Below are 26,214 nucleotides of genomic sequence, written 5' to 3'. Positions count from 1 at the left end.
TCCCGCTTACTGATTGGCGTTCATCGCGCGGCGCACATAGAAGGCGCTGACGATGAAGAGCACGAGGAACATCACCATCGCCTGCGCCGAGGCGTAGCCGAAGCGCAGCTTCTGGAAGCCGTCGAAGTAGATCGCCGTCGCCAGCACCTCCGAGGCATGCGCCGGCCCGCCGCCCGTCATCACGAAGACCGGGTCGAAGGCGCGGAAGGTCCAGATCGAGTCGAGCAGCACGATCGTGGTGATGACGCTGCGCAGCTGCGGCAGGGTGATGTGCCAGAACTGGTGCCAGAGGGTGGCGCCGTCGATGGACGCCGCCTCGTAGAGCTGCTTCGGGATCGCCTGCAGGCCGGCCAGCAGCATCACCATGAAGAAGGGGAAGGCACGCCAGACATTCATCGCGGTGACGGAGCCGAGCGCCGTCGAGGTGTCGCCGAGCCAGGAGACGGCGAAGTTCGCGTCGATCAGCCCAACCGAGGACAGCATGCCGTTGATGATGCCGAACGGCGCCAGCATCAGCACCCAGATCATGCCCGCCACCGTCGGCGCGAGCAGCCACGGGACGATCAGCAGGCCGCGTGCCAGGGCGCGGAAGACCGGGTCGAGGCGCATGTTGAGCAGCAGCGCCAGCGCAAGGCCGATGACGAGGTGCAGCGCCACGCTGAAGGCGGTGAAGACCACCGTCTGCCAGAACGACTTCCAGAACAGCGGGTCGTTGAACAGCGCGATGTAGTTGCCGAACCCGACCCAGACTTCCTTCTGCAGATTGCTTTCGTAGAAGCTCAGGCGAACGACGTCGGCGAGCGGGTAGAGCAGCAGCCCGCACAGCACGAGCAGAGCCGGCCAGAGGAAGGAAATGGCCAGGACTTCTTCACGGTAACGTCGTTTCAGCGCCAGCAGCATGTCTCACCGATCGATGCGAGCCTGCCCTGCCCGGCTGCGCCGGACAGGGACGATGCTCTGCGACGGGGAAGAGGCGCGCGCCGGCGCGCCTCAGCGTGGATCGTCTTGGGAGATGCGGGACCGCCGCGAAGACGCGGTCAGCCGCAAGAAGTGGTCATTGCTTGCGGCAATCACTTCGCCGCGGCCAGGACCTTGTTCCATTCCGCCGCGGCATCGTCGAGCGCCTGCTTGGCGGTCTTCTTGCCCTGCACGGCGTTCTGCATCTCAGTCGACATGACCTTGTTCATCTGGACCGCGTTCGGCATCATCAGGAACGGTGATTCAGCGTTCGGCTGCGCCATCTGCGTGACGAACGCCTGGAACAGCTTCTGCTCCTTGAACCAGTCCTGCGCCGTGACGTCCGTCCGCGCCGGGAAGGAACCGGTACCCTTCGCCCAGATCGCGTTCCCGGTCGGGCCGGAGAGCCAGCGCATGAAGGTCCAGGCGGCGTCGTTGTCCTGCGCTTGGGAGGTCAGGGCGTTGAGCGAGCCGCGGACCATGGTGCCGGGTGCCTTGCCGGCGGGCAGCGGCGCGATGTCGTAGTTCAGCTTCGGATTGAGCTGCTTCTGGATCGCGATGCCCCAGGGGCCCTCGAACATCATCGCGATGTTGCCGGTCGCGAAATTGGCACGCTTCTCACGCTCGCCATTGGAGAGCACGCCGGGAACCGAAATCTTGTCCTTGTTGATCCGCTCGATATACCACTCGACCGCCGCGACGCCCTCGGGACTGTTGAACACGGCCTTGCGGCTGGGGACGTCGATCAGCTTGGCGCCGCCCTGCAGCAGGAGCGGGTAGATCTCGTAGGTCATGTTGGTCGGCGGCTCGCCCTGGAGCGTGCCCGTCACGGCGAACTGGCGCTTGTCGGCGTTGGTCAGCTTGCGCGCGTAGTCGGCGAACTCGTCCCAGGTCTTGGGCGGGCCGGAAAGGCCGGCGGCCTTGAACAGGTCGGTGTTGTAGAACAGCGCGACTGCGCCGCTCTCGACCGGCAGGTAATACTGCTTGTCGCGCCACTTCTGGTGGAAGGTCGTCGGGATGCCGGCGTAGAACTCCTTCGGCTCCTTGGCGATGCGGTCGTCGATCGGCGCGATCATGCCGAGATCGGCGAATTCCGCGACCCAGTCGACCTGGACCATCAACACGTCGGGCAGTTTCTTGGCCTGGTGCAGCACGATCGCGCGGTCGTGGAAGCCGGTGAAGGGGGAGTCGACCGGCACCAGCTTGATGTCCGGGTGGTCCTTCTCGAAGGCGGCCTTGAGCTCGGCCATGAATTTCTCGCCGACCTCGGTGCCCTTCCACTGGCCCCAGCGCACTTCCTTCTGCTGGGCCTGAGCCGCGCCCGGAAGCCCGACCATGCCCGCAAGTGCCAGCGCTCCGAGCGTCGCGGACAGTATTCTCCTCTGCCGATCCATCGTCCGTCCTCCCTGTGCGGCCACGTCGTTGCGCGGCGTTTCTGTCGTTGCTTGCCCGGGATAAGGCTCCCGGGCCGGCCATCTCGTTTCAGGCTGCAGCAGCCTCCTTCAGCGCGGCCGGAACCTCCGGCGCGATCTTCGCGACCTTGGTGTGCTCGTCGACCAGCTTGCTCGTCCCGACGACGTTCATCCAGTTGAACATGTCGGTGAAGCGCACCTGAAGAGCTCCCATGATCTCGTCCTGAGCCGCTTCCGGCATTTCCCAGAAGGCCTGCTTCATCACCTTCCAGGACTTCTTGCGGGTATTGTAGAGGAACTGCGTGTCGTTCTCGCCTGCCGCGCGCTCCTTGGCATGGTTGCCGAAGGTGTAGTCCCTGATCTGCTGCTTCATCGGCTCAGGCAGCGCCGGGTGGTCGAAGATCAGGTTGTTGAAGCCGAGCGCGAGATGGATCTCGATCGCGCCCGACTTCGGGAAGAGGGCGAGTTGCTCGCCCGGCAGCGTCGAGGCGCCGTGCTGGACCGCCCCGCCCATGCCGAAGGAGGCGCGGCAGATATCCGAGATCTCGCCCAGCAGCGCGTAGTCGACATCGACGGGCGCCAGTACGCCGTCCGGCTGCATCTTGCCGCCGTGATAGGTGCCGGAATTGATGCTGATCTTGCTGACCGGCACCAGATCCTTGCCGCGCTTGTCGATCTCCTCGCGATAGACCGCCATGAACTCGCGCAGCTCTTCCGGCGTGGTGTTCTCGTGGCCGACCTCGCCGATCTCGGCGCCGAGCGAGATCGTCACGCCCTCGGGCTCGATGCCGCGGACGAATTCGGTGAAATGGGCGGTGATCTCGGCATTCAGGCGCTGTTGCTCGCGCACATTCGGCAGCGACAGGTCGACCACCGTCGAGGCGTCGATGTCGAGGCTGTAATAGCCGGCCGCGATCTGCTCTCGCATGATCGCCTCGAGCCGCGCGGTCTCGGCCCTCGGGTCGCGCTTATAGGCCTCGGCATTGATCTGGTCGTGGTCGGCCTGGAGGAAGACCGGGCCCTCATGCCCCTCGCGCAGCGCCGCGGCGAGCACGCCGGCGGTGTATTCGGCCGGCGGCTGCTGGGCATATTGCCACTCGCCGACCGCCTGCTCGAAGATGAAGAGCTTCGCATCGGTCGCCTTGGCGGCGCGGAAGACGGCGCGGCAGGTGCGATAGGTCCAGCCACGGAGATTCATCGCAGGCACCGTGCGCTCGCTCCATTTCTCGGCGGCGCGGGCGATATAGAGCTCCTGAACCGAGGCCGGGACGATGCCGGCGGCGAGCGCCGCCTCGCGGATCGCCCAGATCGCGACGCTGCGGGTCTGCGGCTCGGCCAGGGCCGCAGCCTCCGCCCAGCGGTCGATCACGGCTGCCGGCGGGCGGCGACTGCCGGAGAAATCGGGTCGCGAACTGCCGAAGCGGACGCCGAGCCCCTTCAGATCGGCGATGATGTCCTGGATCGTCGCATAGCCCATCGGCTCAACCTTTCCTCACGGCGAAACGCAAATATCGACGCCCTAAGAGGGGCACGTCCGGTCCGCCCCGCGGACCCCGCGCCTCCCGCAGGACACGCCTGGCGGAGGGCGTCTCAGCTGGCGAAGATGATGCATAGAAAGTTCGTTATCGCAATCTCCATTTTCGTTTTCAATCACACCAACACCGGCTCGCCGTGCAGCATGCGCTCCAGCGCCTGGCGGTCGGGCATGCCGTCCCAGCCCCGGCCGCGCTCCGCCTTGATCGCCGCAGCGCCGGCGGCAAAGCGCGCCGCCTCAAGCGGATTGAGCCCCTCGCAAAGGCCGAGTGCATAGACGCCGTGGAAGACGTCGCCGCAGCCGGTCGTGTCGGTCACGCGGACGGGAAAGGCCGGCACTGTGACGAGCTCGCCATCGACGAGCCAGAGACTGCCTTCGGCGCCGCGCGTCACCGCGAAGACGCGGCCGGAATCGCCGGCGCAGCGTCGCAGCAGCGCGCCGGGATCGCCCTCCCCGACATGATCGCGCAGGCCCTCGCTCGAGAAGACGACATGATCGGCCTTGTCGATCAGGCGTTGGAGTTCCCCGGGAACGCCGCCATCGGCGTCGAGGACGGTGACGATGCCGGCGGCGCGCGCCCGATCCAGCACGACCTCTGCGCCGGCAGTCCAGCGACTGTCGACCAGCACGGCTCCGACGCCGTCGAGCGGATCGTCCGGGAGCACCGAAGGATCGTGCGACAGCCCGCGCCGGTCGGAAATGATGATGCGCTCGCCCTGAAGATCGACGACGAGCACGGCGCGCAGCGTGCGGCCTTCCGGGAGCACCGCAACGCCATCGCAATCGACGCCATGCTCGCGCAGGGCTGCGACGCCGGCCTCCCCCGCCGGGTCCGCGGCGATGCGCCCCCAATAGGCGGCGCGGCCGCCCAGACGGCAGATCGCCACGGCCGCCGTCGCGGCCGGCCCGCCATAGCGCTTCTCGTAGCCGAGCACGCCCGTCTTGATGCCGGAGCGCGGCAGCTCCTCGACCTGAAACACCTCGTCGAGCACGAGGTTGCCGACGCAGATGATCTTGCGCGCCATCGCCTGCCCTTGCTCTTTGCGTATCCTCGGCTGCCGATCTAGAGCCGGCATGCGCCCTGATGATGCATCAGCCATTCTTTTTCGCAAGCGAAAGCTTTCGGAAACGCGCATCTCCTTGACAGCCCGGCGGGACAGCGCTTAGGCGGAGCGCATGAGCGAGCTGAGCAAGCGCCATCACGACATCGTCGAGATCGTCTCCCGGCGCGGTTATGCCGCGATCGAGGAACTGGTCGCGACCTTCGCGGTGACGCCGCAGACGCTCCGGCGCGACCTGCAGGACCTGTCGGAGCGAGGGCTGATCCGCCGGCATCATGGCGGCGCCAGCGCCAACTGGAGCACCGCCAACGCCGATTACGACCTGCGCCATGTCGAGACCGCGGACGGCAAGGCCGCGATCGGCCAGGCTGGGGCGGAGCTGGTCAATCCCGGCAGCTCGCTTTTCATGACGCCCGGCACCACCGTCGATGCGCTCGCCAGGGCCATCGCCGAGCGCGCGCCGGCGGGCCTGCGCGTCATCACCACCAGCACCACCGCCGCAAGCGCGCTCGAGCGCTGCCCCGGCGTCGTCATCCATGTCACCGGCGGGTTATGGATGGGGCATAACCGCGCCGTGGCGGGCGCAGCAGCCGCGGCAGCGGTCGAGCACTTCCGCTGCGACCTCCACATGACCAGCATCGGCGGCGTCGATCCCGAGGGCAACCTGCTCGAATACAAAGACGACGAGGCTCTGGTCGGGCGCGCCATGTTCCGCAATGCGCGGCGCCGCATCCTGCTGGCCGACCACACCAAGTTCTCGCGCGTCGCCACCTGCAAGGTCGCGCATGTCAGCGAGCTCGACACCCTGATCACCGACCGGCCGCCGCCTCAACAGATCGTCGCGATGCTGCACGAGGCAGGCTGCAAGCTCATCATCGCGCCGCCCCGGCCGAAAGCGAAGACGGCATGACCAAGCTCGCGATCATCGATTTCGACGGCACGCTCTGCAGCACGCATGCCGCGGTCCGTCACGTCATCGTGCAGACCTTCGCCTCATTCGGCCGCGAGCCGTCGTCCTTGGCCGAGATCGAAGCCGCGATCGGCAGCGGCATCGTGATAGCGGAGGTGTTCACGCAGCTTCTCGGCCTGCCTGGCGGTTCCGCCGAAGCGCAACTCTGGGCCACACGTTACCGCGAGATCTACAATGGCGGCGAAGGGCTCGCCCGCACCGAACTCTTCCCAGGTGTGCGCGAAGGGCTCGCGGACCTCAGCGGCAGCGGCTGGCGCTGTTTCGTCGTGAGCAACAAGAACGTGCCGGCGCTGCGGCAGGCGCTCGCTCATTTCGACATCGAGCGGCATTTCGAACAGGTGATCGGCGACGAGCCGGGCAAGCCCCGCAAGCCCGATCCCGCCCCCTTCGACGAGGCCGTCCGGCCGCATTTCGGCGCCGCCGGGCCGACGCAGAGCTTCGTCCTCGGCGATACGGCGACCGACCTGCTTTTCGCCCGCAATATCGGGGCGAAAGCCTATTGGGCCGAATACGGCTTCGGCGACAGCGCGCACTGCCTGGCGCTGGCCCCGGACGCTCGCTGACGGCGCGCGGAACCAAACCGCTAACTCTGCCTTCTCCGGGAGGTTTCCCGAAACCGTTCCCGCTTGCCACGGAACAACGGCGCCGCCGCTCGGTTCAATCGACAAGCCCGCCAACGACAAGCCCGCCAACCTTGTCGAAAGCGGCTCCATGATGATTTCCAGCCGAGACGAGTACCGCGCTGCCGTCGAGCGTGCGAGCGCCTTGAGCGATGCTCCCGGCGGGTCCGCAGAAGCTGAGGAGTTCCGTCAGCTCACCGCCGAGATCGGGCGCTGGAACGAAGAGCACAAGGGCGAGAACAGCCACGGCCCCGAGCCGGCCGACGGGCTGCTGCGGCCGGACGACCTGCCCTTCTCGGGATTGCCGGGGAACCTGGGCAAGCTCGAGAAGGATTGATCCGGCTCGAGAGCAAAGGCGAGACAGCTCCTATCGAAGCGAGCTGTCGGCGGCCGAAAGCAGCCAGGACGAGGAGAGCCCGATGGCGCATCAGGACCAGATCCAGCAGCCGCTAGAGGCGAAGGCGGTCGAAGGATTGATCGAGGAGCTCGAGCGGCAGGCAGCGGAGCGACCGTTGAAGCTCAAGGTGCGCCGCGACGGAGACAGGGTCATCGTCGAAGGCGAGATCGACGTCGACGCGCTCGCGATGGTCGTCATCGGCTCGATGGCTTGAAGGCCGCAGCGGCGAGGCGCCTGTCGAAACCGCCGGCGGAACAAGAGCTGCGATCGCGGGTTCGCCAGGATATGCCCTTCAGGGAGGTGGGCGGATGACCAGCACAGTTTCACGTTCCTACGAAACCGCCGCTGACGCCCAGACCGCCGTCATGCGGCTGGAGGCCGCGGGCGTCTCTCCGGATGACGTCAGCATCATCGGCTACTATGCGGGCGAGACGGCGGAAGGGGCCGCGGGCGGCGCCCAGATCGGCGGCGGCATCGGCGGCGTGGCAGGTCTCGTCGCGGGCTTGGCCTCCCTGCCCGTTCCGGGGATCGGGCCGGTCGTTGCGGCCGGCTGGGTTTTCGGAACCCTTGCGGCCGGCGCCACCGCAGGTGCCGCCGCAGGCAGCCTGATTGGCTCGATGACCTCCGCCGGCCTTAGCGACCAGGATGCGAATTTCCTGGCCGAGACCGTTCGCCGTGGCGGGGCCGTCGTCGCAGTCCGCACGACCGATAGCCATGTCCCGACCATCGAGAAGATCATGAACGGCGCGGAGCCGATCGACACCGAACTGCGCCGCGCCGAATATGAGCGTGGAGGCTGGACGCGCTTCGACGAGGCCAGCGGCCCCTACGCCCCGCCGACATGGTCGGACGTGACCTGATAGCGCCAAGGCGCCGCTTGGCGGCATGCCTGCGGTCCGGCGCCTCCAGGCAGCTCTCGCAGCCAGACCGGGGACCGGCCATGCTCGACATCGCTGATTTCACGCGCGCACGCCGCCATATGGTGGCGAACCAGATCGAGGGACGCGGCATCCGCGACCCTGCTGTGCTCACGGCCATGCGGGCGGTCCCGCGGGAGGCCTTCCTCCGGAAGGGCCTAGAGGAGTTCGCCTATAGGGATTCGCCGCTGCCGATCGGCGAGGGGCAGACGATCTCGCAACCCTTCGTGGTCGCGCTGATGATCGAGGCCGCGCAGGTAAAGCCGGGCGACTCGGTGCTCGAAGTCGGCGCCGGCTCCGGATACGCCGCCGCAATCCTCAGCCGCATCGCCGGCAAGGTCCATGGCATCGAGCGCCACCCTGCGCTTGTCGAGCAGGCGCAACGGCGGCTCGCAGGGCTCGGCTACGACAATGTCCGGCTGCGGGCCGGCGACGGCACGAGGGGCTGGCCGGAAGCCGCCCCCTTCGACGCCATCATCGTCTCGGCCCGAGGTCCATCGGTGCCGCAGGCCCTGAAGGACCAGCTCGCGATCGGCGGCCGGCTCGTCATGCCGGTCGGGGACGAGAACGCCGGCCAGAGCCTCGTCAAGATTACGCGCCGCAGCGCGACGGACTTCGCGACGCAGGATGATCTGGCCGCGGTGCGCTTCGTGCCGCTGATCGGCGAGGAAGCCTGGGTCCGGCCGGACACGGAGCGACCGCGGCCCGGCCGGCCTACGCCTTCAGCCGCTCGGTGAAGGCCGAGAAAAACTGGTCGGCAAGCTTGCGCGCCGTCGCCTGCACGAGGCGGCTGCCCAGCGCGGCGATCTTGCCTCCGATCTCAGCCTTCGCGTCGTAGCTGAGAACCGTTTCCTCGCCATCCGCGACGAGCTTCACGGCAGCGCCTCCCTTGGCGAAGCCGGCGATGCCGCCATTGCCCTGGCCGATGATGCGGCAGCCATTCGGGGCGTCGATGTCCTGCAGCTCGACCGTGCCGGCAAAGGTCGCCGATACCGGGCCGATCTTGAGCTGCACCTTGGCGACGAAGCTGGTCGGGGAATTCTGCTCCAGCTCCTTGCAGCCGGGTATGCAGCCCTTCAGCATCTCGATGTCGAAGAGCGCGGCCCATACCGCTTCGCGCGGAACCGCGATGCGGTGTTCGCCGGTGATGTCCATGGCATGTCTCCGAAGCGCGCTCAGACGGCGCAGTAACGTTCCTGGATCGCCTTGTCGGCCAGCAGGGCGGCTGCCGTGCTGCGATGGACGACTTCGCCCTGATCGATGATGACGGCGCGGTCGGCGAGCTTCAGCGCCCATTCGACGTTCTGCTCGACCAGCAGCAGCGTCACGCCCTGGTCACGCAGGCGCCGGAACAGCAGCCCCATCTCCTCCACGAGGACCGGCATTATGCCTTCGGACGGCTCGTCGAGCAGGATCATCTTCGGCCGGGCGATCATGGCCCGCGCGATGGCGAGCATCTGCTGCTCGCCGCCGGACATGGTCACGCCCTGCTGGTCGAGCCGCTCCTTGAGCCGCGGAAAGCTCTCGGCGATCTCGTCGATAGCCTCGCGCTCGTCGATGGCGCCATCAGTCGCGACGAGGCCGAGCTGGAGGTTTTCCCGCACGGTGAGGCCCGGCACGATCCGCCGGTCCTCCGGCACATAGGCGAGGCCGAGCCGGAAACGCGCATGAGCCGGCAGGGACAGCAGCTCGGTCCCGGCAAAGCGCACCACGCCCGTGGTTCGCGGCATCAGGCCCATCACGGAGCGGATCGTCGTGGTCTTGCCGGCACCGTTGCGACCGACGAGCGCAACGATCTCGCCCCGCTCGACCGAGAGCGAGATGCCGTGCAGGATGTGGCTCGCGCCGTACCAGGCGTTCAGCCCCTCGATCTCAAGCATAGCCATCGTTCTGTCCCAGATAGACGCGGCGGACCTCGGGGTCCGTCTGGATATGCTGCGGGCTGCCATCGGCGATCAGCCGGCCATGGTGCAGCACGAGGATGCGGTCGGAGAGGCCGAGGATCATCTTCATCTTGTGCTCGACCAGCAGGATGGTCCTGTCCGCGGCCAGCCGTTCGAGCAGCGCCACCATGTCCTTGGTCTCCTCCGGCCCCATGCCGGCGGTCGGCTCATCGAGCAGCAGCAGTTCGGGATCGGCGGCCAGCGCGATCGCGATCTCCAGCGCACGCTGCTGGCCATGGGCAAGGAACTTCGCAGTCGCCTCCCGCCGCGCCGTCAGCCCGACTGCGGCGAGCGCGGCGTCGGCCTTGTCGTCGAGCTCGTGCATCGAGGCCCGGTTGCGCAGGATGTCGTAGCGGGCGCGGAACGCCTGCGCCGCGACGCGGACGTTTTCGTGGACAGAGAGTTCCGGAAAGATGTTGGTGATCTGGTAGGAGCGCGCGATTCCCAGATGCGCGAAGCGATGCTGCGCCGTGCCGGTGATGTCGCGCCCCTTGAAGCGGATCGAGCCCGAGGAAGGCGGCAGCACGCCGGAGAGCACGTTGAAGAAGGTGCTCTTGCCGGCCCCGTTCGGCCCGATGATCGCCGTGACCTTGTTCGGCTCGAAGGCGGCGGTGACGCCCTCCAGCGCGACGAAACCGCCGAAGCGCCGGCCGATGTTCTCGACCGCGAGCAGAGGGGCGGTCATCGGCCAGCCCTCCAGGAGAGCGCCGTGCCCCAGATGCCCTTGGGCAGGAACAGCACGAACAGGATGAAGACGCCGCCGACGACGATCTGCCAGTGCGAGGTCCAGAGCGAGACCACATCCTCCATCAGCAGGAAGGCGAGCGCACCGATGAAGGGACCGAAGAAGCTGCCGGCGCCGCCGAGCAGCGTCATCATCACGATCATGCCCGACGTGTGGTAGTGCAGGATGTCGAGCGGCACGATCGCCAGATGCAGGGCCGAGAGCGTCCCGGCCAGCGCGCAGATGAGCCCCGACAGCGTGAAGGAGATCAGCTTGCTGCGCTCGACGTCGTAGCCGCAAGCCCGCGCCCTGGTCTCGTTCTCGCGGATCGCCTCGAGCACCGCGCCGAAGGGCGAGTTCAGGATGCGCGAGACCAGCCACAAGGCCGCCACGGCGAAAACCATGAGGACGTAGTACTTCTTCAGCGGGTCGAGGAAGTCGATGGTCCAGCCGAAGAGGTCGAGTTTCGCCACGGTGAAGCCGCGAAGCCCGTTCTCGCCGCCGGTCCAGGAGGAGGCCTGCAGCGCGGTGTAGTAGACGAGCTGCGACAGCGCGAGCGTCACCATCGAGAAGTAGATGCCGCGCGTGCGGATCGAGAGCAGGCCGATGACGAAGGCGAGCGCGCCGCCGGCGAGGATGCCGAGCGCGATGGCGGCGTACCAGGGCACGCCGAACTGGCCGATCGCGATGCCGGTGGCGTAGGCGCCGGTTCCGAAGAAGGCGGCGTGGCCGAAGGAGAGCAGGCCGGTATAGCCGAAGAGCAGGTTGTAGCCGACCGCGACGAGCCCGTAGATCAGCACGTTCACGGCCAGCGCCTGCGACGGCAGCAGCCAGGGCAGCAGGCAGAGCGCCAGGATGGACAGCGGCACGCGCCAGGCCGTCAGCCGCGCGCGCCAGCCCCTGCGGCCGGCCGGGCCGCTCATCACGGCGGCGACGGAGGAGGTGGAGGCGGTCATCGTCATCTCCTCAGCCGCGCACCGGCTTGCCGAAGAGGCCATGCGGCCTCACCAGCAGCACGAGCGCCATCAGCGCGAACATCACGATCGTCGCCATTTCCGGGGCGAAGAGAGCCGTCATACTGATCGCGACGCCGACGAGCAGCCCCGCCACGATGGCGCCGACGAGCGAGCCCATGCCGCCGATGACCGTGACGACGAAGGCTTCCGCCAGCACGAGCGAGCCCATCTCCGGATTGACGTTGCGCATCGGTGCGGCGAGCACGCCGCCCAGCGCCGTCAGGCCGATGCCGAGCCCGAAGACCAGCAGCCACACCTTCGAGATGTCGATGCCCAGCACCCGCATGATCTGCGGATCCTTGGCGCCGGCACGCACGATCAGCCCGAACTTCGTCTTCTCCAGCCCGAGCCAGAGCAGCAGGAGGATGACGGCGACGACCGCGACGACGAACAGCCGGTAAATCGGGAAGAAGCCGATGCCGAGATCGGCGACCCCGGACAGTTCCGGCGGAGTCTGGAACGGGATGCCGTCACTGCCGAAGATGATCCGGACCGCCTCGACCAGCACGTAGCCCAGCCCGAAGGTCAGGAGCAGCGGGTCGTCGACGGAACGCTTGTAGAGCGGGCGGATCAGGAACCGCTCGATCAGCATGCCGAAGGCGCCGATGGCGACGGGCGCGATCAAGAGCCCCCACCAGAAGCTTCCGGTCAGCGACGCGACCCAGAGCCCGGCATAGGCGCCGACCATGAACAGCGCGCCATGGGCGAAGTTCACCACGCCCAGCATGCCGAAGATAATCGACAGGCCGAGCGCGACCATGATCAGGATCGCCCCGAGCGCGACGCCCGAGAAGAGCTGCATCGCGATGAGTTCAGCATCCATCAGAGCGTGTCCATGGCTGTTGTCCTGCCCTTTCCGGTCCGGCTCAGGCCGGGAAGCCGAGCTCGGAGCAGCTCCGCAGGATCGTCTCCGAGGCCGGCTCCGTGGCGAGCACCTTGAAGAGGTCGGCCTCGTTCTTCATCTCGGCCTTCTTCTTCGACTCGAGCACGAGCACCGACTGCACCGACTGGTGGTCGCATTTGCGATAGTGCTGCGGCCCCTTGGCGACGTCGTATTTCAGCTCCTCCAGCGCCGCGATCACCTTGTCGGTGTCGGTGCCGCCGGCCTTCTCGATGGCGAGCAGGAGCGAGGACACGCCGGTGAAGCCGTAGGCGCCGTAATCGGTCGGATAGGCGCCGCCATTGGCCGCCTTGAAGGCGTCGTTGAACGTCTTCGCCGCCGGAATCGTGTCCTCCAGGCCCCAATAGTAGTTGGCCCCGCCGATCACGCCCTCGAAGGCCTCGGGGCCGATCGCGAGCCGCTGGTTGTGGAGCAGCACGGGCACGACGATCTTCGACTGGCGGTTCATGCCGAAATCGACGGCCTGCTTGATCGCATTCGCCTGGTCGCGGCCGAAATTGCAGATGCAGAGGATGTCCGGGCGCATCGAGCGCAGCCGCGGCATGAAGGTCGAGTAATCGGCCGCACCGAAGGGATGCAGGATCTCGCCGACGCTGGTCGCGCCGATCGCGGCCTGCGCCCGCTTGAAGCCGCGCAGCATCTCGTGGCCGTAGGCGTAGTCGGCGACCAGATAGGCGACCTTGGAACCAGGCTTGAACGTATGCTTGGCGACAGCAGCCGTCGTCATGTGAGGGTTCAGCGCCTCGTGGAAGGTGAAGCGGCTGAAGTCCTTGATCTCGTTGATGGTGTCCGACTGGCTGATCGAGACGTAGATGACGCCCCGCGCCCGCGTGACCTCGTTGACGGCGAGCTGGACGGCGCTGGAGAGCGCGCCGACGATGGCGTGCACCTTGTCCTTCTCGATCAGCTCGAGGGTGCGCGTCGCGGCCTCGCCCGCATTGAGCTTGTCGTCGCGCACGAGCAGTTCAACCTTGCGGCCCGCGATACCGCCCTTGTCGTTGACCAGCTTGACCGCGAGCTCGGCGCTCTTGACCTGGTCCTTGGCCTCGGCGGCGAAGGGCCCGGTCAGCGGGGTCGGGAAGCCGATGCGAATGGTCTCGCCCTGCGCGCGCAGGATGCCCGGCATGGCGAGCGTCGCGCCGCCGGCAGCGAGGCCCGCCAGCGTGGCGCGGCGGGTGAGGAAAGGCAGGCCCTTGCTCTCTTTGGTCATGGTGTCCTCCGCTGGTGGTTGTTCTTGTCGTTGTTTCAGATCGTCCCGAGCGCCTTGAGCAGGCGCGTCGGCGTCATCGGGATTTGCGCGATGCTGGCACCGAACGGGCTCATCGCGTCGTTGACGGCATTGAGGGCGGCGGCGGAGGCGGCGGCAGTGCCCGCCTCGCCGCAGCCCTTGGCGCCGAGCGCGGTATCGGCCGTCGGCGTCTCGATATGGGCGATGACGATGTCCGGCATCTCGCAGGCCATCGGCACGAGGTAGTCGGCGAGCGAGCCGTTGGTGAGCTGGCCGTTCTCGTCGTAGCGGCACTCCTCGAAGAAGGCGGCGCCCAGCCCCTGCACCACGCCGCCGCGCACCTGCTCGTCGACGAGCAGCGGATTGATGATCCGCCCGCAATCCTCGACGACCCAGTGCTTCAGGATCTTCACGAAGCCGGTTTCGGCATCCAGCTCGACATGGCAGCCCTGCACGCCGTTGGTGAAGGCGAAGGGATACCCCTGCGGCGCGTAGTGATGCGCGACGGTGAGCTGCGCGCTCGCGTCCTTCGGCAGCGTATCGGAACGGAAATAGGCGATGCGGGCGATCTCGGCGAGGCTGACGCGTTCCGCGCCGTTCAGCACGTCGACGACAACACCGTCGCGCATGTCGAGATCCCCGGGCCGGGCCTGAAGGATGGCCGCAGCGAGGCCGAGTACGTTCTCGCGCAGCTTCCTCGCCGCCTGCAAGGCCGTCTCGCCGCCTATCCCTGCGCCACGGCAGGCCCAGGTCGCGCCGCCATGTGGCGTGTTCTCTGTGTCGCCGGTGATGACACGGACCCGCTCGCGGGCGATGCCGAGCTGGTCGGCGACGATCTGGCCGATGATGGTCTCGGTGCCCTGCCCCTGTTCGGTCACCGAGATCTGGCAGCGAACATCACCCGACGGCGTCACCGCAAGGACCGCGCCGTCCTGCGCCGAGATGCGCGCGCCGCCGATGCCGTAGAAGGCCGGGCTCGGATTGGAGATCTCGACGAAGCTCGCGATGCCGATGCCGCGATGGATGCCCCGCTCGCGCAGCGCAGCCTGCTCGGCGCGCAGCGCGTCGTAGCCCATCAGCGCCTTCAGCCTGGCGAGGCTCTTCCGATGCGACAGGGCCTCGAATTTGTAGCCGGTCGGCGACTCGCAAGGGTAGGCGTCGTCGGCGATGAGGTTCTTCTCGCGCAGGCTCACCGGATCGAGCCCGGCCCTGGCTGCGGCCATGTCGACCAGCCGTTCTGCGACGGCGCAGGCGATCGGGTGACCGACGGCGCGGTACTGGCTGGTTTGGACCTTGTTCTGGAAGACGACGGAGAGCTCCGCGCGATAATTGCGGAAGCTATAGGGCGCGCCCATCAGCCGGATGACCTGATTGCCCTCGACGGCGCTGGTACGCGGATAGGTCGAGAACGCCCCGATCGCGGTGACGTCGTCGACGTCCATCGCCAGGATCATCCCTTCCGTATCCATCGCCATGCGGGCCCGGACCCGATGGTCGCGGGCGTGGATGTCCGAGACGAAGGCCTCGAGCCGGTCCGCCACGAACTTGACCGGCCGGCCGCAGAGCATGCTCAGCCCGACGACCGCCATGTCCTCGTGGTAGACATGCAGCTTCATGCCGAAGGAGCCGCCGATATCGGGCGCGACGACGCGGACATTCGCTTCCGGGATGCCGTAATGGCGCGAATACAGGTCCTGGAACTGGTAGGGGGTCTGCGTCGCGTGGTGGACGGTGAGCTTGCCCTCGCTCGCATCCCAGTCGGCGAGGATTGCCCGCGGCTCCAGCGTCACCGCCGTATGCCGACCGAAGTGGAATTCCTCCTCGACGACATGGGCGGCGCCCGCGAAGATTTCATCGATCCCACCCGTGTCGAGCCGGCTGGCGAAGCAGAGATTATCGGCGATGCCGGAGGCCGCCCTGTCTGCGCCCGCCTCGCGTGCGGCATCGATATCGACGACCGCCGGGAGTTCCTCGAATTCCACCACGATAGCCTCGGCGGCATCCTCGGCCTGGGCGCGCGTCTCCGCGACGATGGCGACGACCGCCTGCCCGGACCAGAGCACCTCCTCGACCGGCAGCGGCAGTTGCTGCGCGGATTTCATGCCCTTGAAGTGGTCGAGCGTGCCGACCCAGGGCGTGCACAGCTTTGCGAGATCAGCGCCGGTGGCGACGAGCCGCACGCCCGGCATAGCGCGCGCCTCGCCGGCGTCGATCGAGACGATGCGGGCATGGGCATAGGGGCTGCGCAGGAAGGCGGCGTGCAGCATGCGCGGCAGCACGAGATCGGTGACGTAGCGCCCTTTGCCGGCGAGGAGCCGCTTGGCGTTGGGCCGCGACACCGAGCGGCCGATATAGGAATTCGGGCGATCGAGGGCGCCGAGCGGAGCGTTCATGCCGGCTCCTCCAGGAAGCGGCTTGCCGCCTCTCCCGCAGAGCGGCGACGCGCCACTGTCTCGATCGCATCGACGATCGCCTCATAGCCCGTGCAACGGCAATAATTGCCCGATAGCGCGTCGCGGATTTCCTCCCGGCTTGGTGCTGCCTTGCGGGCGAGCAGCCACTGGGCCGTGACCAGCACTCCCGGCGTGCAGAAGCCGCATTGCAGCGCGTTGCGCTCATGAAAGGCCCGCTGCAGATCTGCGATCATTGCGCTTTCGGACAGGCCCTCGACCGTCTGTACGGACGCGCCCGCCGCCTGGACCGCAAATATCAGGCAGCCATGCACGGGCGCGCCGTCCAGCATCACGAGGCAGGCGCCGCAGACGCCCATTTCGCAGCCCGTATGCGTCCCCGTCAGGCCCAGATCGCGCCGCAGGAAGTCGGCCAGCGTCTCGCGCGGCTCGGCCGCCCGCGTCAGCGTCTCGCCGTTGACGCTCAGCGTAATGGCGACAGGAGCCGTCATGACGCCATCTCCATCCGGCCGAGCAGCCGGCCGAGCAGGACGCGCGCGAGATGCAGCCGCATCGCGGCCGGCACCTGCTCGTCGTCGGGCGGATCGAGATCGTCCGCGAGCGCGGCCTGCGCCCTGCGGATGGCCTCCGCGTCGAGGGCCTGGCCGGCCAGCGCCGCCTCGGCCGCCCTGGCGCGCATCGGGGTCGACCCTACCGAAAGAAAGGCGATACGCGCCTCCGCGACGACATCCCCAGGCATGGCCAGCATCACGCCACAGCCAACCAGCGCATAGTCGCCACGCCGGCGGGCGAATTCGTCGAAGGCGCAGCGATGCTCGGCCCGCGCCACGGGCACATGAAGGGCGACCAGCAGTTCACCCGGCTCGATCGCGGTCTGATAGAGATCCTGGAAGAACGCAGTGGCAGGCACGCGACGCGTTCCAGCCGACCCCGCGATCTCCATCTCGGCGTCCAGCGCCAGCATCATGGCCGGAAATTCGGACGCCGGATCGGCGAGCGCGACGCTGCCGCCGAGCGTGCCGCGGTTGCGGATCGCCGGATGCGCGACATGAGGCGCAGCCAGCGCCAGCAGCGGCGCATATCGCGCAATCAGCGGATCGTCATGGGCATCGGCATGGCGCGTCAGCGCGCCGATGCGGAGCCATTCGCCATCGCAGGAGACGCCACGGAGTTCCGCGACATGCGCGATGTCGATCAGGCGCTCGGGAGCCTGCAGCCGCAGCGCCAGCGCCGGCACGAGGCTCTGCCCGCCGGCGATATAGCTCGCTCCCTCGCCGGCCTCTGCGAAGGCCAGCAGCGCCTCCGCGACCGTCGCAGGGCGGACATAGCTGAATGCCCGGGCTTTCAAGGCGCCGAACTCCCTGTCTGCGTTTCCCGATCCAGATTTGTAACCATCTGGTCTCAAAATAGATGCACGACATCTGGAACGCGTCAAGATAAAATGACCAAGTGGTCACAAATTTGCGCAGAAAACCCAATACGTTATATTCAAATGAACATAGCGACGGAGACGACATGATCGATTCAGCGGACCCGGCGCCGCCCGCAAGGCGGCGCAACATGCGCGCTCCGGAGCGCGAACAGGCCATCCTCAACGAGGCGATCCGCTTCTTCGCAGAGCATGGCTTCGAGGGGCAGACGCGCGAGCTCGCCAAGCGGATGGGCATCACGCATTCGGCGATCTACCGGCATTTCCCGAGCAAGGAAGCGCTGATCGAGCGCGTCTACCAGCATGTCTATCTCAGCCGCTGGCAGGCCTCGTGGGCACCGCTGATCGCCGACAGCTCCCGGCCGCTGGAGGACCGACTGACGCAGTTCTACCTGGAATATGTCGCGCGCGTCTTCGATCATGACTGGGTCAGGATCTTCGTGTTCTCGGGCCTGAGGGCCTTCGACATCACCGGCCGCTATCTCGACATCGTGCGCCGAGAGGTGATCGAGTCGGCCTGTGTTGAGCTGCGCGAAGAGCTCGGCCTGCCCGGCATCGCCGTGGCGCCTCTCAGCCAGCGCGAGATCGAAATGTTCTGGGGGCTGCACGGGCGCATCTTCTACATCGCGATACGCCGGTTCGTGTATCAGACGCCGACGCCGCAGAACCTCGACGAGATCGTCACCGACGCGGTCCACGGCTTCTTCATCGGAGCGCGCCAGCTCGCCAGGGGAATCATCGAGCCAAGCGAGGGCCGGAAAGACTGAGCCCGTCTATGTCCGGACATTCTCAATCCTGCCCGATCATCCGTCTTCGCTGGTCGCTGATGCGCCGGGCCGAAGAGCGAAATCCGCTTTGATGTACCAGCCGCTGCTGACCACGACCACGAACATGGTTCCCCTCCATGCCACGGCGAGCGGCAAATCCTGGCCTGCGAGGCTGCCGCGCACCCAGCTGCGCGACCTTGACGGCCGCAATGGCGGCTTCGGCGAGCTGGGGCAGTACGGGCCGAACGCCGTACGGTCTTTCCACCAGCTCTTCGTCGAACTGGACCGGACCGCTGCGTGCGGCTTCGGCATTGCGGTCAGCAAGGCGGAGCCGGGCGTCACGGCTGTCGCGGCGGCGATCTTCTCGGGAGCGGATCGGTCAGCATGGCCGGCCCCGGGGTTCGCCTGGGCGAGGCCCGCATCGCAGAGTTTGGCGGGCTGGTGATCGAAGTCGCGCGGAAGCTCTCGGAACTCTGGCCCTTGCGCAAGCGGCCGAAGCGCCCGGCCGCATCTCGGCCGCCGCTTGAAGTCCCTTGAGCGAAATTCACGAAACATCATCGAGCCCGCCGGCGAGCGCGCTGCATACGGCCTGCTCGCGCCCGAGCGCGACGGCGGGCAGGCTGCCCCCCTTCACCTGCCCTTCATGAACGCGCTGCTATCCGGAACCCTCACGTCCGCCTAACCATTGATGGATGTGCAATGGCTCAAGCTGAAGGATAGGCAGATGCTCCGTAAGTTCGCATTCCTGGCCGTCGCTGGCGCGACGCTGGTGCTGGCGACAGCAGCCAGCGCGCAGCTTCACGGCGACCCGTTCGGGCCACTGCGTCCGGGCGTTGGCCGCCAGGCGCCGCCGCCGGAATACCAGCCCCGTCCGCGCTATCAGCAGCCGCAGGCAGACCGCTATGATCGTGGCTACGACCGGGGCTACGACCGCGGTTATGATCGCGGATATGATCGCCGGCGTGGCAGCTATGATGACGGCCCTCGCGGTCGCCGCGGCGGCCAACGCCTCAGCGATTTTTGCGCGACCTCGCGCGGCCCATGCCGGTCGGCTCCGCTTCCGGTTGGCAGCAACTGCCGCTGCACAGTCGACGGCATGCTCAAGCGCGGAGTCATCCAGTAGCCGCACCGCCGCATGCCGGCCGTGCATGGTATGGAAAACGGGCTCTAAGCTCATGAAAGAGCAAGAGTTCCAGAGCGTCTCCGCGTTTCTCCGAATCGCGGAGACGCTCCAAATGTCTATTTTTGCGCATTGCTCTTCACGCGAATCGGTACCCGGTTCGCTCGAAAATGCTCTGGCTGTGCAAGCGCTCGCAAAGAGTTCCGGGCCCTCCCCGCGGCGCGGCGGGAATGCAGGTGCGATCGCAGCTTCGAAGCTGCAGTGACGATGGCGTGACGCCGCTTTCCCAGGGCTAGTGCCAGAAAACGGACATTCCCTGCCGGGCAATAGGCAGCCCCCGACCCAACGCAGCCGCACGTGGCGGCAATCTGCAGTGCTAGACTAAGTCAGTCTGCGAGCAAATTTTCCGGGCGGGCATCCAACATGCCTGCGAAACGCCGTGCTGAACGCGCTGGCTGATTCGTACCCGATTTCGTCTGCAATCCGTTCCAGGGACTTTGCGCCCCGTGCCAGGGCATCTTTCGCAATAGCCATTCGCCAGCGGGCCAAATACTGGATCGGTGCGCATCCCAGTGCCTCGCCGAAACGAGCGGAAAAAGCCGATCTCGACATGCCTGCAGCGTTGGCGAGGTCAGCAACTGTCCAACTGGCGCGAACATCTGCATGGATGGCTTTCAGGGCGCGAGCGAGCGCAGGTTCCTGCAGGCCGCGAAGAAGTCCTGCCTGCATTTGGCTATCGAGATCCTGCCAGCGCAGCGCTTCTACAAGCAGCACTTCCAGCATCCGGTGAACGACCAACTCCGTACCTGGAGAGTCGGCTGCGCACTCCTCCGAGAGCAGTTCAATCAGCCGGCTGAACCTCGTCGCGCGACCATCAGATGCAGGAATGAATATCAGCTTCGGCAGCAAAGCCATGAGGAGCGCGTCGTTGACCGCCTCAAACGTGAAGCTGCCTCCCAGGGCAACGAAGTCCGGCTCTCCATCGCGCTCGCCGTGCCGAACAGCTTCGCTGCGGGGGGAAACGGGATCACATGACACGCCGACCTCGCTACTTAGCGTGAACGCAGGCGTTACAGGCAGAAGAAGAAAGTCGCCCCGAGACAGCCGAAGCGGTTCGCATTCGTCGATCGCCAGCCAAGCCTCGCCTGTGAGGATGATCGTGAAGCCCGGCGCGTCATAAGCGTCGTAACGCACGCCCCATCGACCTTTGGCCGAAATCGGCTTTGAGATCGCTGCGCTTGGTCGCAGCAGCGAGACGATGTCGCTCAGAGGATCCATTGTTTTGGACGATCAATAATAAAATTCGGATTTCTGATTATGGATCGTACGAGGCGCCTTGTCTAACCGTTCGGCATTACCGTTCAGGAGACACGAAATGACCAAGACGATCCTCATCACCGGCACCTCCTCTGGCTATGGCAAGGCCATCGCGGAGCACTTCCTAGAAAACGGCTGGAACGTGATTGCGACGATGCGGCGGCCCGAGGACGCGTGCTTCGATGGCGATGCAAGCCGATTGCGCGTACTTCCGCTTGATGTGACGAGCGAGAATAGCATTGCCGAGGTGATCAAAGCCTCTGGGCCCGTAGACGTTCTGGTCAACAATGCGGGAGTAGGCGGCGTCGGCGCCTTCGAAGTGACGCCGATGTCCCTGGTAAGAGCGCTGATCGAGACTAACACGATCGGTGTGATGGCCATGTGCCAGGCCGTCATCCCGCAGATGCGCGAGCGCCGCTCGGGCGCAATCGTCAATGTCACTTCGAGTGTCACGCTCGGCGCTTTTCCGCTCGCCGCTGCCTACACCGCGAGCAAGCAGGCAATAGAGGGCTTTACTGGGTCGCTCGCCCACGAGATGGCGTACTTCGATATCCGCGCGAAGCTGGTCGAGCCGGGCTATGCGCCAACCACGCGGTTCGGCGCGAATGCCATCGTACCTCTCGAAAGACTGATCCCTGCGGAGTATGCCGACTTCGCAACGCCGATCATGGAGGCCTTCGCTAAGCCAGCGTTGACCACCACGGAATCGGACGTCGCCGATGCGGTCTGGAAGGCCGTCCATGACAATGAGGGTCAGCTGCGCTTCCCGGCGGGGCCTGACGCGGTCGCGTTGGCCGGCGCGCACTGAGCCGCTCCCGCGCCGGCGGCGTCAAAAGCGGCATCACAGTAGTGCCGGTAACCAGCAGACGTCGCGATGACTGCAATGGGCGATTGTGTTGAAAAAATCGGCCTGCGAGCGATGAGATCACGAGCTGCGATTGCCTGCGGGCGCGTTCGCCCTTTACGCGGGCCTGATCTGCGGTCCGTTCGGCAGAAGCTTCGCGAGCGTCCTGGGGTTCTGGGCTGCCGCGGCGAGGTGGAACTCGTCTCTGGCGCCGTTGGGTCCGCGTAGTCGCGGCCGGTCGAGCCTCAGAATGCGCTTGAGATGGGCGAAGAGCATCTCGACCACCTTCCGCTCGCGCCGCGAGGTGACATAGGCGTCGGTCTGCGTGATGTCCCTGGCCATATCGCGGGCGCCTTTGGATCGAGCGCAGGATTTTGCGGGCCGGGATCTTGGGCAGCACTGCGGCTTCAACGCCCAGGGTCGCAGGCAAATTTGCTCACGTGTTGGATCGCGCAGATTTCCGCGTCAGTTGTCAGCGAAGCTCAACGCTGCCGGCGGGGTTGGACAACCCATCCAAAACCGGGGTCCACCCACGACACAATGTCGGGTTCATCAAGAATTCCGATCGCCAATTTCTGATTGTTTTCAATGGCGTTACGCCACCCCAAAAGGAGTGGCGCGACCTACGGGAGTCGAACCCGTCTCCCCAGCGTGAAAGGCTGGTGTCCTAACCGATAGACGAAGGTCGCGGGCTTCCGAACCGCTGGCGGCTCGTGTCGAAGCGGGGCGAGGTATAGTGGCAGCTTCCCGGCTCCGCAAGCGCCAGTTTCCGCTTCCTGTGCGCAATCGTCGAAGCGACGCTGGAATTTGTGGCGCTTCCCTGGCGCGTCCCCTGTGGCATAGGTCGCCGACCGACGCCGGCCCGCGATTTTCCCACCGCACCCGAGACGCTTGCGAGGGAAGCAACGGCCGGATGCCGGCCCGAGAACTCTCAGGTCGGCCGGGCCAGGTCGAGAACGCGTAGCTCTGCTGTTTCTTTGCCGCCCCAGCGGTTGAGGGTGAGCGTGGCGGCCAAGTGCACGCTCTCGCCCCGCGCGGCCAACAGGGCGCGGCCGAGCGGCTCCTGCGCTGCCCGGAAGGCGACGCCGCCAACCGTCGCGCCATCGCCGCCGCGCAGCTTGACGCGGACATGGCCGCCGCTGCCGATCTCGACGGCATCCGTGAGGCGATGCGCCGGGAAGACGAAGACCGGCTCGGGGCTGCCGGCACCGAAGGGCCCTGCCCGCTCGATCTCCGTCAGCAGGCGCGGTGTGGCACCGCCGGCGCTGAGCGCCGCATCGACCATCAGCGCCTCGGACGCTGCGACCGCGCCGACCTCGCTGGCCAGGCGCTCTGTGAGGAAGCCATGGAAGGCCTCCGCCTGCCCCGCGGCCAGCGTGACCCCGGCAGCCATGGCGTGGCCGCCGCCCTTGACAGCGAAGCCGGCATCCACCGCCGCGCGCACGGCGCGCCCGAGATCGACGCCGGCGACGGAGCGGCCGGAGCCCGTCGCACCGCCCTCCCCGTTCAAGGCGAGCGCCAAGGCGGGCAGCCGGAAGCGCTCCTTCAGCCGTGCCGCGACCAGTCCGACGATGCCGGGGTGCCAGTCGGCAGAAGCCGCGAGGAGCACGGGCAGGCCGGCGTCGCGCATCAGCGCGTGATCGGCCTGCGAGATCGCCTCCAACACAGCCTGGCGCTCGATCTCCTGGCGCTCCTGGTTGAGGCGGTTCAATTCGGCGGCGATGCCGCGCGCCTCGATCTCGTCGGCGGAGAGCAGAAGCCGCGCGCCGAGCGCGGCATCGCCGATGCGCCCGCCGGCATTGATGCGCGGGCCGAGCAGGAAACCGAGATGCCAACTCTGCACCGGCCCGTCGAGCCCGGCGACGTCCATCAGCGCCGCCAGCCCGGGCCGGGCGCGGCCGCGCAGCATAGCGAGGCCCTGCCGGACGAAGGCGCGGTTGAGGCCTCGCAGCGGAACGACATCGGCGACCGTGGCGAGCGCCACGAGATCGAGGGTCGCGAGCAGGTCCGGCTCTGTGCCCCGCGCGGCCCAGACGCCCTGGCGGCGCAGTTCGGCGCGGGTCGCAACCAACGCCAGGAAGACGACGCCAGCCGCGCAGAGATGGCCGAGGCCGGAGAGATCGTCCTGGCGGTTGGGGTTGACCAGAGCCTCCACCGCCGGAAGCTGCTCCGGCGCCTGGTGGTGGTCGAGCACGACGACATCGAGCCCGAGCCGCTTCGCTTCCGCCAGGGGCTCATGGCTGGTCGTGCCGCAATCGACCGTGACCAGCAGCGTCGCACCCTCGGCCGCGAGCTGGCGGATAGCTTCGCTGTTGGGACCGTAGCCCTCGATCAGCCGGTCGGGAATATGGATGCGCGGACGCGCACCGGCCTCGGTCAGGAAGCCAGCGAGCAGCGCCGCGGAGCAGGCGCCGTCGACATCGTAGTCGCCGAAGATCGCGACCTGCTCGCGCGCCACGACGGCCTGGGCGAGGCGCGCCGCAGCGGCGGCCATGTCCACCAGCGTCGCGGGGTCGGGCAGCAGATCGCGCAGCTTCGGCTCGAGATAGAGCGCGGCCTCATTGGGTTCGACGCCCCGCCCCGCCAGCAGCCGCGCCAGGATGTCCGGTATGCCCTCGCGCTGCGACAGCGCCTCAGCCCGGCCGAGGCCGGCAGCGTCGAGCCGGTCTCGCCAGGGCCGGTCCAGCGCGGAGCTGGAGACGCCGAGGAACAGGCGATGCGGATTCGGAATCATTGCGCAGGGCGTCGCGCGGACAGCCGCCCGCGTCAACCGGCTGGATCACGCATTGCGAGGCGAGACGGCACGCCAGCCGTCATGATGACCATGCTTCGAGAGGCCGGAGGCGGCGCCTCGGGATGGCGGCTGAGAACAGTCCAGCCTCAGTCAGGGGCCAACCACCGTCCCCCGAGCCCTTCCGCCCGCGACGCGGCAGGAGCAGCCGACGCCGATCTCGGAGGGGTCGATCAGTTGGCAGGTCCGTACCGGCGTCGCGCAATAGCCTCCGATTGCGCCGCCATAGACCGGCTGCGCATAGACCGGCGCGCTGTAGACCGGCGCGCTGTAGACCGTGCGGCCATAATAATAGGGATCGTCGTCGTAATAGGGCGAGGCGGCCGCTGCGCCGATGGCCGTGCCGGCGACCAGCCCGGCTGCTCCCCAGGCCCAGGGGTTGCCACCCCAGCCGCGGTAATAGCCGGGATAGCCCCAGCCGGCCCGCGCATAGGGTCGGTTCCAGCCGCCTCCCCAGGCCCCGCCGCGCCAGCCCGCGCCGCGCCATGCCACACCGCCGCCGCGCCAGGCACCTCCCTGCCAGCCGCCTCCGCCGCGCCAAGCCGCACCGCCTCCACCAAATCCTCCGCCATGCCAGCCGCCGCCGCGGCCGCGCTGGGCGGAGGCTTCGTCTGCGGTGGCGATGATGAGGGGAACGACGGCGGCTGCGAGCAGAAGGACGTGACGCATGGCACACTCCTACAACGAGACCGCCGCAGGATAGCGCAAAGTGCCGATTTAGTATCGTCTTTTGACGCACGGCAAGCGCGCATCCGACACCGAAACGGCGATAGCCGGGCAAGGCCCGGCTATCGAGAATTCAACCGCGACGGATCGCGCAGCGGCGTCGTTCAGCTCAGTCGAGCTTGAACTTGGCCAGTTCGCGGTGCTCGCCATAGATGCGACGGACCGTGCCGGTGATCGAGCGATAGACGATCGTCTCGGTTTCGATCACCTCCTTGCCGAACTTCACGCCGGACAGCAGCCCGCCATCGGTGACACCGGTGGCGCAGACGATCACGTCGCCCGAGGCCATGTCCGCCATGTCGTATTTCCGGTTCGGGTCCTTGATGCCCATGGTCAGGGCGCGCTGACGCTTCTCCTCGGTGTCGAGGATGAGACGCCCCTGCATCTGGCCGCCGACGCAGCGCAGCGCCGCTGCCGCGAGCACGCCCTCGGGCGCGCCGCCGATGCCGAGATAGAGGTCGATGCCGGTCTTCTCCGGCTGGGTGCAGAAGATCACGCCCGCGACGTCGCCATCGGTGATGAGGCGGATCGAGCAACCGGTCTTGCGGACCTCCTCGATCAGCTTGGCATGGCGCGGGCGGTCCATGATCAGCGTCGAGATCTCGTGCGGCTTGACGCCCTTGGCCTTGGCCAGCGCGTTGATGTTGTCGGCCGGCGAAGCGTCGAGGTCGATCGCGCCCTGCTGGTAGCCCGGGCCGATCGCGATCTTGTCCATGTAGACGTCGGGCGCGTAGAGCAGGCTGCCGGCGCCGGCCATCGCCATCACCGCGATCGACCCCGGCATGTCCTTGGCGCAAAGCGTCGTGCCCTCGAGCGGATCGACGGCGATATGCACCTTCGGCCCCTGCTTGTTGCCGACCTTCTCGCCGATGAAGAGCATCGGCGCTTCGTCGCGCTCGCCCTCGCCGATGACGATCTCGCCGTCGATCGGCAGGCGGTTCAGCTCGCGCCGCATCGCGTCGACGGCAGCCTGGTCCGCGGCCTTCTCATTGCCGTGGCCGCGCAGGCGGGCGGCGGAGACGGCGGCGCGCTCGGTCACGCGCACGAGTTCCATCGAGAGGTAGCGCTCGATGATCTGGTCGGGGGAGATACGAAGATCGACGGACATGAAATGGGTCCCCTTGCAAAG

The 26,214-nt window shown here is 67.1% G+C and carries 27 protein-coding genes, 1 tRNA gene and 1 pseudogene; 10 read left to right on the top strand and 19 right to left on the bottom strand.

The features are described 5' to 3' along the window. Positions 1 to 6: 6 nt before the first annotated feature. The 4 genes from ASE63_RS15360 to ASE63_RS15345 form a co-directional block, all read right to left on the bottom strand. Positions 7 to 900, bottom strand: coding sequence for a sugar ABC transporter permease (locus ASE63_RS15360; protein WP_056802723.1), 894 nt, complete (start codon positions 898 to 900; stop codon positions 7 to 9). Positions 901 to 1,070: 170 nt separating this feature from the next. Continuing rightward, entirely contained in the window at positions 1,071 to 2,351 is a 1,281-nt protein-coding gene (locus tag ASE63_RS15355) for an ABC transporter substrate-binding protein (protein WP_082609971.1), read from the bottom strand. A gap of 88 nt (positions 2,352 to 2,439) precedes the next feature. Continuing rightward, positions 2,440 to 3,846 carry a class II fructose-bisphosphate aldolase gene (locus ASE63_RS15350; RefSeq protein WP_056802715.1) on the bottom strand — a complete coding sequence of 469 codons (1,407 nt, stop codon included), beginning with the start codon at positions 3,844 to 3,846 and terminating at the stop codon, positions 2,440 to 2,442. A gap of 173 nt (positions 3,847 to 4,019) precedes the next feature. After that, positions 4,020 to 4,928, bottom strand: a complete 909-nt coding sequence (locus ASE63_RS15345; RefSeq protein WP_056802712.1) for a PfkB family carbohydrate kinase — start codon at positions 4,926 to 4,928, stop codon at positions 4,020 to 4,022. Positions 4,929 to 5,079: 151 nt separating this feature from the next. Here ASE63_RS15345 and ASE63_RS15340 point away from each other — a divergent pair, with 151 nt between their 5' ends. From ASE63_RS15340 to ASE63_RS15315, 6 genes are all read left to right on the top strand, one after another. Continuing rightward, positions 5,080 to 5,874: a DeoR/GlpR family DNA-binding transcription regulator gene (locus ASE63_RS15340; protein ID WP_056802709.1), complete on the top strand. Its 795-nt coding sequence runs from the start codon at positions 5,080 to 5,082 to the stop codon at positions 5,872 to 5,874. After that, a complete protein-coding gene (locus ASE63_RS15335) occupies positions 5,871 to 6,497 on the top strand; it encodes an HAD family hydrolase (protein ID WP_056802706.1) in 627 nt (208 codons plus the stop codon). Before ASE63_RS15340 ends, ASE63_RS15335 begins: the two co-directional genes overlap by 4 nt. Positions 6,498 to 6,645: 148 nt before the next feature. Beyond that, positions 6,646 to 6,891 carry a hypothetical protein gene (locus tag ASE63_RS15330; RefSeq protein ID WP_056802703.1) on the top strand — a complete coding sequence of 82 codons (246 nt, stop codon included), beginning with the start codon at positions 6,646 to 6,648 and terminating at the stop codon, positions 6,889 to 6,891. Positions 6,892 to 6,973: 82 nt separating this feature from the next. Next, positions 6,974 to 7,165: a hypothetical protein gene (locus tag ASE63_RS15325; RefSeq protein WP_056802699.1), complete on the top strand. Its 192-nt coding sequence runs from the start codon at positions 6,974 to 6,976 to the stop codon at positions 7,163 to 7,165. Between the two features lie 94 nt (positions 7,166 to 7,259). Continuing rightward, positions 7,260 to 7,811, top strand: coding sequence for a hypothetical protein (locus tag ASE63_RS15320; RefSeq protein ID WP_056802695.1), 552 nt, complete (start codon positions 7,260 to 7,262; stop codon positions 7,809 to 7,811). Between the two features lie 80 nt (positions 7,812 to 7,891). Beyond that, complete coding sequence (locus ASE63_RS15315) at positions 7,892 to 8,605, top strand: protein-L-isoaspartate(D-aspartate) O-methyltransferase (RefSeq protein WP_056802692.1); 714 nt, start codon at positions 7,892 to 7,894, stop codon at positions 8,603 to 8,605. Here the strand turns inward: ASE63_RS15315 and ASE63_RS15310 are convergent. Genes ASE63_RS15310 through ASE63_RS15270 form a run of 9 tightly spaced genes read right to left on the bottom strand, consistent with a single transcriptional unit; the run spans position 8,583 to position 17,439 of the window. Next, positions 8,583 to 9,023: a carbon monoxide dehydrogenase subunit G gene (locus tag ASE63_RS15310; protein ID WP_056802689.1), complete on the bottom strand. Its 441-nt coding sequence runs from the start codon at positions 9,021 to 9,023 to the stop codon at positions 8,583 to 8,585. The genes ASE63_RS15315 and ASE63_RS15310 overlap by 23 nt on opposite strands. Positions 9,024 to 9,043: 20 nt before the next feature. After that, the gene (locus ASE63_RS15305; RefSeq protein ID WP_056802685.1) at positions 9,044 to 9,748 is read right to left on the bottom strand and encodes an ABC transporter ATP-binding protein; all 705 of its coding nucleotides are present in this window, start codon (positions 9,746 to 9,748) and stop codon (positions 9,044 to 9,046) included. After that, the gene (locus ASE63_RS15300) at positions 9,741 to 10,496 is read right to left on the bottom strand and encodes an ABC transporter ATP-binding protein (protein ID WP_056802682.1); all 756 of its coding nucleotides are present in this window, start codon (positions 10,494 to 10,496) and stop codon (positions 9,741 to 9,743) included. Before ASE63_RS15300 ends, ASE63_RS15305 begins: the two co-directional genes overlap by 8 nt. Beyond that, positions 10,493 to 11,458 (bottom strand): branched-chain amino acid ABC transporter permease, encoded by a 966-nt coding sequence (locus tag ASE63_RS15295; protein WP_156410388.1) that lies wholly within the window; start codon positions 11,456 to 11,458, stop codon positions 10,493 to 10,495. Before ASE63_RS15295 ends, ASE63_RS15300 begins: the two co-directional genes overlap by 4 nt. A gap of 43 nt (positions 11,459 to 11,501) precedes the next feature. Further along, positions 11,502 to 12,374 carry a branched-chain amino acid ABC transporter permease gene (locus tag ASE63_RS15290; RefSeq protein ID WP_056802679.1) on the bottom strand — a complete coding sequence of 291 codons (873 nt, stop codon included), beginning with the start codon at positions 12,372 to 12,374 and terminating at the stop codon, positions 11,502 to 11,504. A 43-nt stretch (positions 12,375 to 12,417) separates the two neighbouring features. Continuing rightward, positions 12,418 to 13,662 carry an ABC transporter substrate-binding protein gene (locus tag ASE63_RS15285; protein WP_056802676.1) on the bottom strand — a complete coding sequence of 415 codons (1,245 nt, stop codon included), beginning with the start codon at positions 13,660 to 13,662 and terminating at the stop codon, positions 12,418 to 12,420. A gap of 35 nt (positions 13,663 to 13,697) precedes the next feature. After that, positions 13,698 to 16,073 (bottom strand): xanthine dehydrogenase family protein molybdopterin-binding subunit, encoded by a 2,376-nt coding sequence (locus ASE63_RS15280; protein ID WP_056802674.1) that lies wholly within the window; start codon positions 16,071 to 16,073, stop codon positions 13,698 to 13,700. Beyond that, positions 16,070 to 16,582, bottom strand: coding sequence for a (2Fe-2S)-binding protein (locus ASE63_RS15275; RefSeq protein WP_056802671.1), 513 nt, complete (start codon positions 16,580 to 16,582; stop codon positions 16,070 to 16,072). Before ASE63_RS15275 ends, ASE63_RS15280 begins: the two co-directional genes overlap by 4 nt. Further along, positions 16,579 to 17,439 carry an FAD binding domain-containing protein gene (locus ASE63_RS15270; RefSeq protein ID WP_056802668.1) on the bottom strand — a complete coding sequence of 287 codons (861 nt, stop codon included), beginning with the start codon at positions 17,437 to 17,439 and terminating at the stop codon, positions 16,579 to 16,581. Before ASE63_RS15270 ends, ASE63_RS15275 begins: the two co-directional genes overlap by 4 nt. Before the next feature lie 212 nt (positions 17,440 to 17,651). Here ASE63_RS15270 and ASE63_RS15265 point away from each other — a divergent pair, with 212 nt between their 5' ends. The 3 genes from ASE63_RS15265 to ASE63_RS15255 all read left to right on the top strand — a co-directional run bounded on the left by ASE63_RS15265 (position 17,652) and on the right by ASE63_RS15255 (position 19,410). Beyond that, positions 17,652 to 18,287, top strand: coding sequence for a TetR/AcrR family transcriptional regulator (locus ASE63_RS15265; protein ID WP_056802754.1), 636 nt, complete (start codon positions 17,652 to 17,654; stop codon positions 18,285 to 18,287). Positions 18,288 to 18,378: 91 nt separating this feature from the next. After that, complete coding sequence (locus ASE63_RS15260; protein ID WP_056802666.1) at positions 18,379 to 18,732, top strand: IclR family transcriptional regulator C-terminal domain-containing protein; 354 nt, start codon at positions 18,379 to 18,381, stop codon at positions 18,730 to 18,732. 243 nt (positions 18,733 to 18,975) lie between these two features. Continuing rightward, positions 18,976 to 19,410, top strand: coding sequence for a hypothetical protein (locus ASE63_RS15255; protein ID WP_056802663.1), 435 nt, complete (start codon positions 18,976 to 18,978; stop codon positions 19,408 to 19,410). 378 nt (positions 19,411 to 19,788) lie between these two features. Here the strand turns inward: ASE63_RS15255 and ASE63_RS26620 are convergent, their stop codons facing one another. Then, positions 19,789 to 20,685, bottom strand: a complete 897-nt coding sequence (locus tag ASE63_RS26620; protein ID WP_082609969.1) for an AraC family transcriptional regulator — start codon at positions 20,683 to 20,685, stop codon at positions 19,789 to 19,791. A 97-nt stretch (positions 20,686 to 20,782) separates the two neighbouring features. On the opposite strand from ASE63_RS26620, the gene ASE63_RS15245 reads away from it, so the two are divergent. Beyond that, positions 20,783 to 21,532, top strand: a complete 750-nt coding sequence (locus ASE63_RS15245; RefSeq protein WP_056802658.1) for an SDR family oxidoreductase — start codon at positions 20,783 to 20,785, stop codon at positions 21,530 to 21,532. 153 nt (positions 21,533 to 21,685) lie between these two features. Here the strand turns inward: ASE63_RS15245 and ASE63_RS15240 are convergent. The 5 genes and pseudogenes from ASE63_RS15240 to glpX form a co-directional block, all read right to left on the bottom strand. Continuing rightward, a pseudogene (locus tag ASE63_RS15240) lies at positions 21,686 to 21,979 on the bottom strand (transposase); the annotation flags it as partial. Positions 21,980 to 22,182: 203 nt separating this feature from the next. Continuing rightward, positions 22,183 to 22,257 (bottom strand) — tRNA-Glu (locus ASE63_RS15235). 242 nt (positions 22,258 to 22,499) lie between these two features. Then, positions 22,500 to 24,302 (bottom strand): single-stranded-DNA-specific exonuclease RecJ, encoded by a 1,803-nt coding sequence (gene recJ, locus ASE63_RS15230; protein WP_056802652.1) that lies wholly within the window; start codon positions 24,300 to 24,302, stop codon positions 22,500 to 22,502. 150 nt (positions 24,303 to 24,452) lie between these two features. Beyond that, on the bottom strand, positions 24,453 to 25,028 hold the full coding sequence (locus ASE63_RS15225) for a hypothetical protein (protein ID WP_056802648.1): 576 nt from the start codon (positions 25,026 to 25,028) through the stop codon (positions 24,453 to 24,455). A gap of 166 nt (positions 25,029 to 25,194) precedes the next feature. Further along, positions 25,195 to 26,193, bottom strand: coding sequence for a class II fructose-bisphosphatase (gene glpX, locus ASE63_RS15220; protein ID WP_056802644.1), 999 nt, complete (start codon positions 26,191 to 26,193; stop codon positions 25,195 to 25,197). Between the last annotated feature and the right edge of the window lie 21 nt (positions 26,194 to 26,214).

The sequence above is a fragment of the Allobosea sp. Root381 genome (assembly GCF_001429395.1).
Lineage (GTDB): Bacteria > Pseudomonadota > Alphaproteobacteria > Rhizobiales > Beijerinckiaceae > Allobosea.
The sequence above is the reverse complement of the archived record's forward strand: the minus strand, read 5'-3'. Positions and strand labels throughout refer to the sequence as shown.

What these genes read in the sequence shown, in the direction of transcription:
- ASE63_RS15360 (WP_056802723.1), bottom strand. Translation starts at nt 900, where the DNA reads ATGCTGCTGGCGCTGAAACGACGTTACCGTGAAGAAGTCCTGGCCATT.
- ASE63_RS15355 (WP_082609971.1), bottom strand. Translation starts at nt 2,351, where the DNA reads ATGGATCGGCAGAGGAGAATACTGTCCGCGACGCTCGGAGCGCTGGCA.
- ASE63_RS15350 (WP_056802715.1), bottom strand. Translation starts at nt 3,846, where the DNA reads ATGGGCTATGCGACGATCCAGGACATCATCGCCGATCTGAAGGGGCTC.
- ASE63_RS15345 (WP_056802712.1), bottom strand. Translation starts at nt 4,928, where the DNA reads ATGGCGCGCAAGATCATCTGCGTCGGCAACCTCGTGCTCGACGAGGTG.
- ASE63_RS15340 (WP_056802709.1), top strand. Translation starts at nt 5,080, where the DNA reads ATGAGCGAGCTGAGCAAGCGCCATCACGACATCGTCGAGATCGTCTCC.
- ASE63_RS15335 (WP_056802706.1), top strand. Translation starts at nt 5,871, where the DNA reads ATGACCAAGCTCGCGATCATCGATTTCGACGGCACGCTCTGCAGCACG.
- ASE63_RS15330 (WP_056802703.1), top strand. Translation starts at nt 6,646, where the DNA reads ATGATGATTTCCAGCCGAGACGAGTACCGCGCTGCCGTCGAGCGTGCG.
- ASE63_RS15325 (WP_056802699.1), top strand. Translation starts at nt 6,974, where the DNA reads ATGGCGCATCAGGACCAGATCCAGCAGCCGCTAGAGGCGAAGGCGGTC.
- ASE63_RS15320 (WP_056802695.1), top strand. Translation starts at nt 7,260, where the DNA reads ATGACCAGCACAGTTTCACGTTCCTACGAAACCGCCGCTGACGCCCAG.
- ASE63_RS15315 (WP_056802692.1), top strand. Translation starts at nt 7,892, where the DNA reads ATGCTCGACATCGCTGATTTCACGCGCGCACGCCGCCATATGGTGGCG.
- ASE63_RS15310 (WP_056802689.1), bottom strand. Translation starts at nt 9,023, where the DNA reads ATGGACATCACCGGCGAACACCGCATCGCGGTTCCGCGCGAAGCGGTA.
- ASE63_RS15305 (WP_056802685.1), bottom strand. Translation starts at nt 9,748, where the DNA reads ATGCTTGAGATCGAGGGGCTGAACGCCTGGTACGGCGCGAGCCACATC.
- ASE63_RS15300 (WP_056802682.1), bottom strand. Translation starts at nt 10,496, where the DNA reads ATGACCGCCCCTCTGCTCGCGGTCGAGAACATCGGCCGGCGCTTCGGC.
- ASE63_RS15295 (WP_156410388.1), bottom strand. Translation starts at nt 11,458, where the DNA reads ATGAGCGGCCCGGCCGGCCGCAGGGGCTGGCGCGCGCGGCTGACGGCC.
- ASE63_RS15290 (WP_056802679.1), bottom strand. Translation starts at nt 12,374, where the DNA reads ATGGATGCTGAACTCATCGCGATGCAGCTCTTCTCGGGCGTCGCGCTC.
- ASE63_RS15285 (WP_056802676.1), bottom strand. Translation starts at nt 13,662, where the DNA reads ATGACCAAAGAGAGCAAGGGCCTGCCTTTCCTCACCCGCCGCGCCACG.
- ASE63_RS15280 (WP_056802674.1), bottom strand. Translation starts at nt 16,073, where the DNA reads ATGAACGCTCCGCTCGGCGCCCTCGATCGCCCGAATTCCTATATCGGC.
- ASE63_RS15275 (WP_056802671.1), bottom strand. Translation starts at nt 16,582, where the DNA reads ATGACGGCTCCTGTCGCCATTACGCTGAGCGTCAACGGCGAGACGCTG.
- ASE63_RS15265 (WP_056802754.1), top strand. Translation starts at nt 17,652, where the DNA reads ATGCGCGCTCCGGAGCGCGAACAGGCCATCCTCAACGAGGCGATCCGC.
- ASE63_RS15260 (WP_056802666.1), top strand. Translation starts at nt 18,379, where the DNA reads ATGTACCAGCCGCTGCTGACCACGACCACGAACATGGTTCCCCTCCAT.
- ASE63_RS15255 (WP_056802663.1), top strand. Translation starts at nt 18,976, where the DNA reads ATGGATGTGCAATGGCTCAAGCTGAAGGATAGGCAGATGCTCCGTAAG.
- ASE63_RS26620 (WP_082609969.1), bottom strand. Translation starts at nt 20,685, where the DNA reads ATGGATCCTCTGAGCGACATCGTCTCGCTGCTGCGACCAAGCGCAGCG.
- ASE63_RS15245 (WP_056802658.1), top strand. Translation starts at nt 20,783, where the DNA reads ATGACCAAGACGATCCTCATCACCGGCACCTCCTCTGGCTATGGCAAG.
- recJ (WP_056802652.1), bottom strand. Translation starts at nt 24,302, where the DNA reads ATGATTCCGAATCCGCATCGCCTGTTCCTCGGCGTCTCCAGCTCCGCG.
- ASE63_RS15225 (WP_056802648.1), bottom strand. Translation starts at nt 25,028, where the DNA reads ATGCGTCACGTCCTTCTGCTCGCAGCCGCCGTCGTTCCCCTCATCATC.
- glpX (WP_056802644.1), bottom strand. Translation starts at nt 26,193, where the DNA reads ATGTCCGTCGATCTTCGTATCTCCCCCGACCAGATCATCGAGCGCTAC.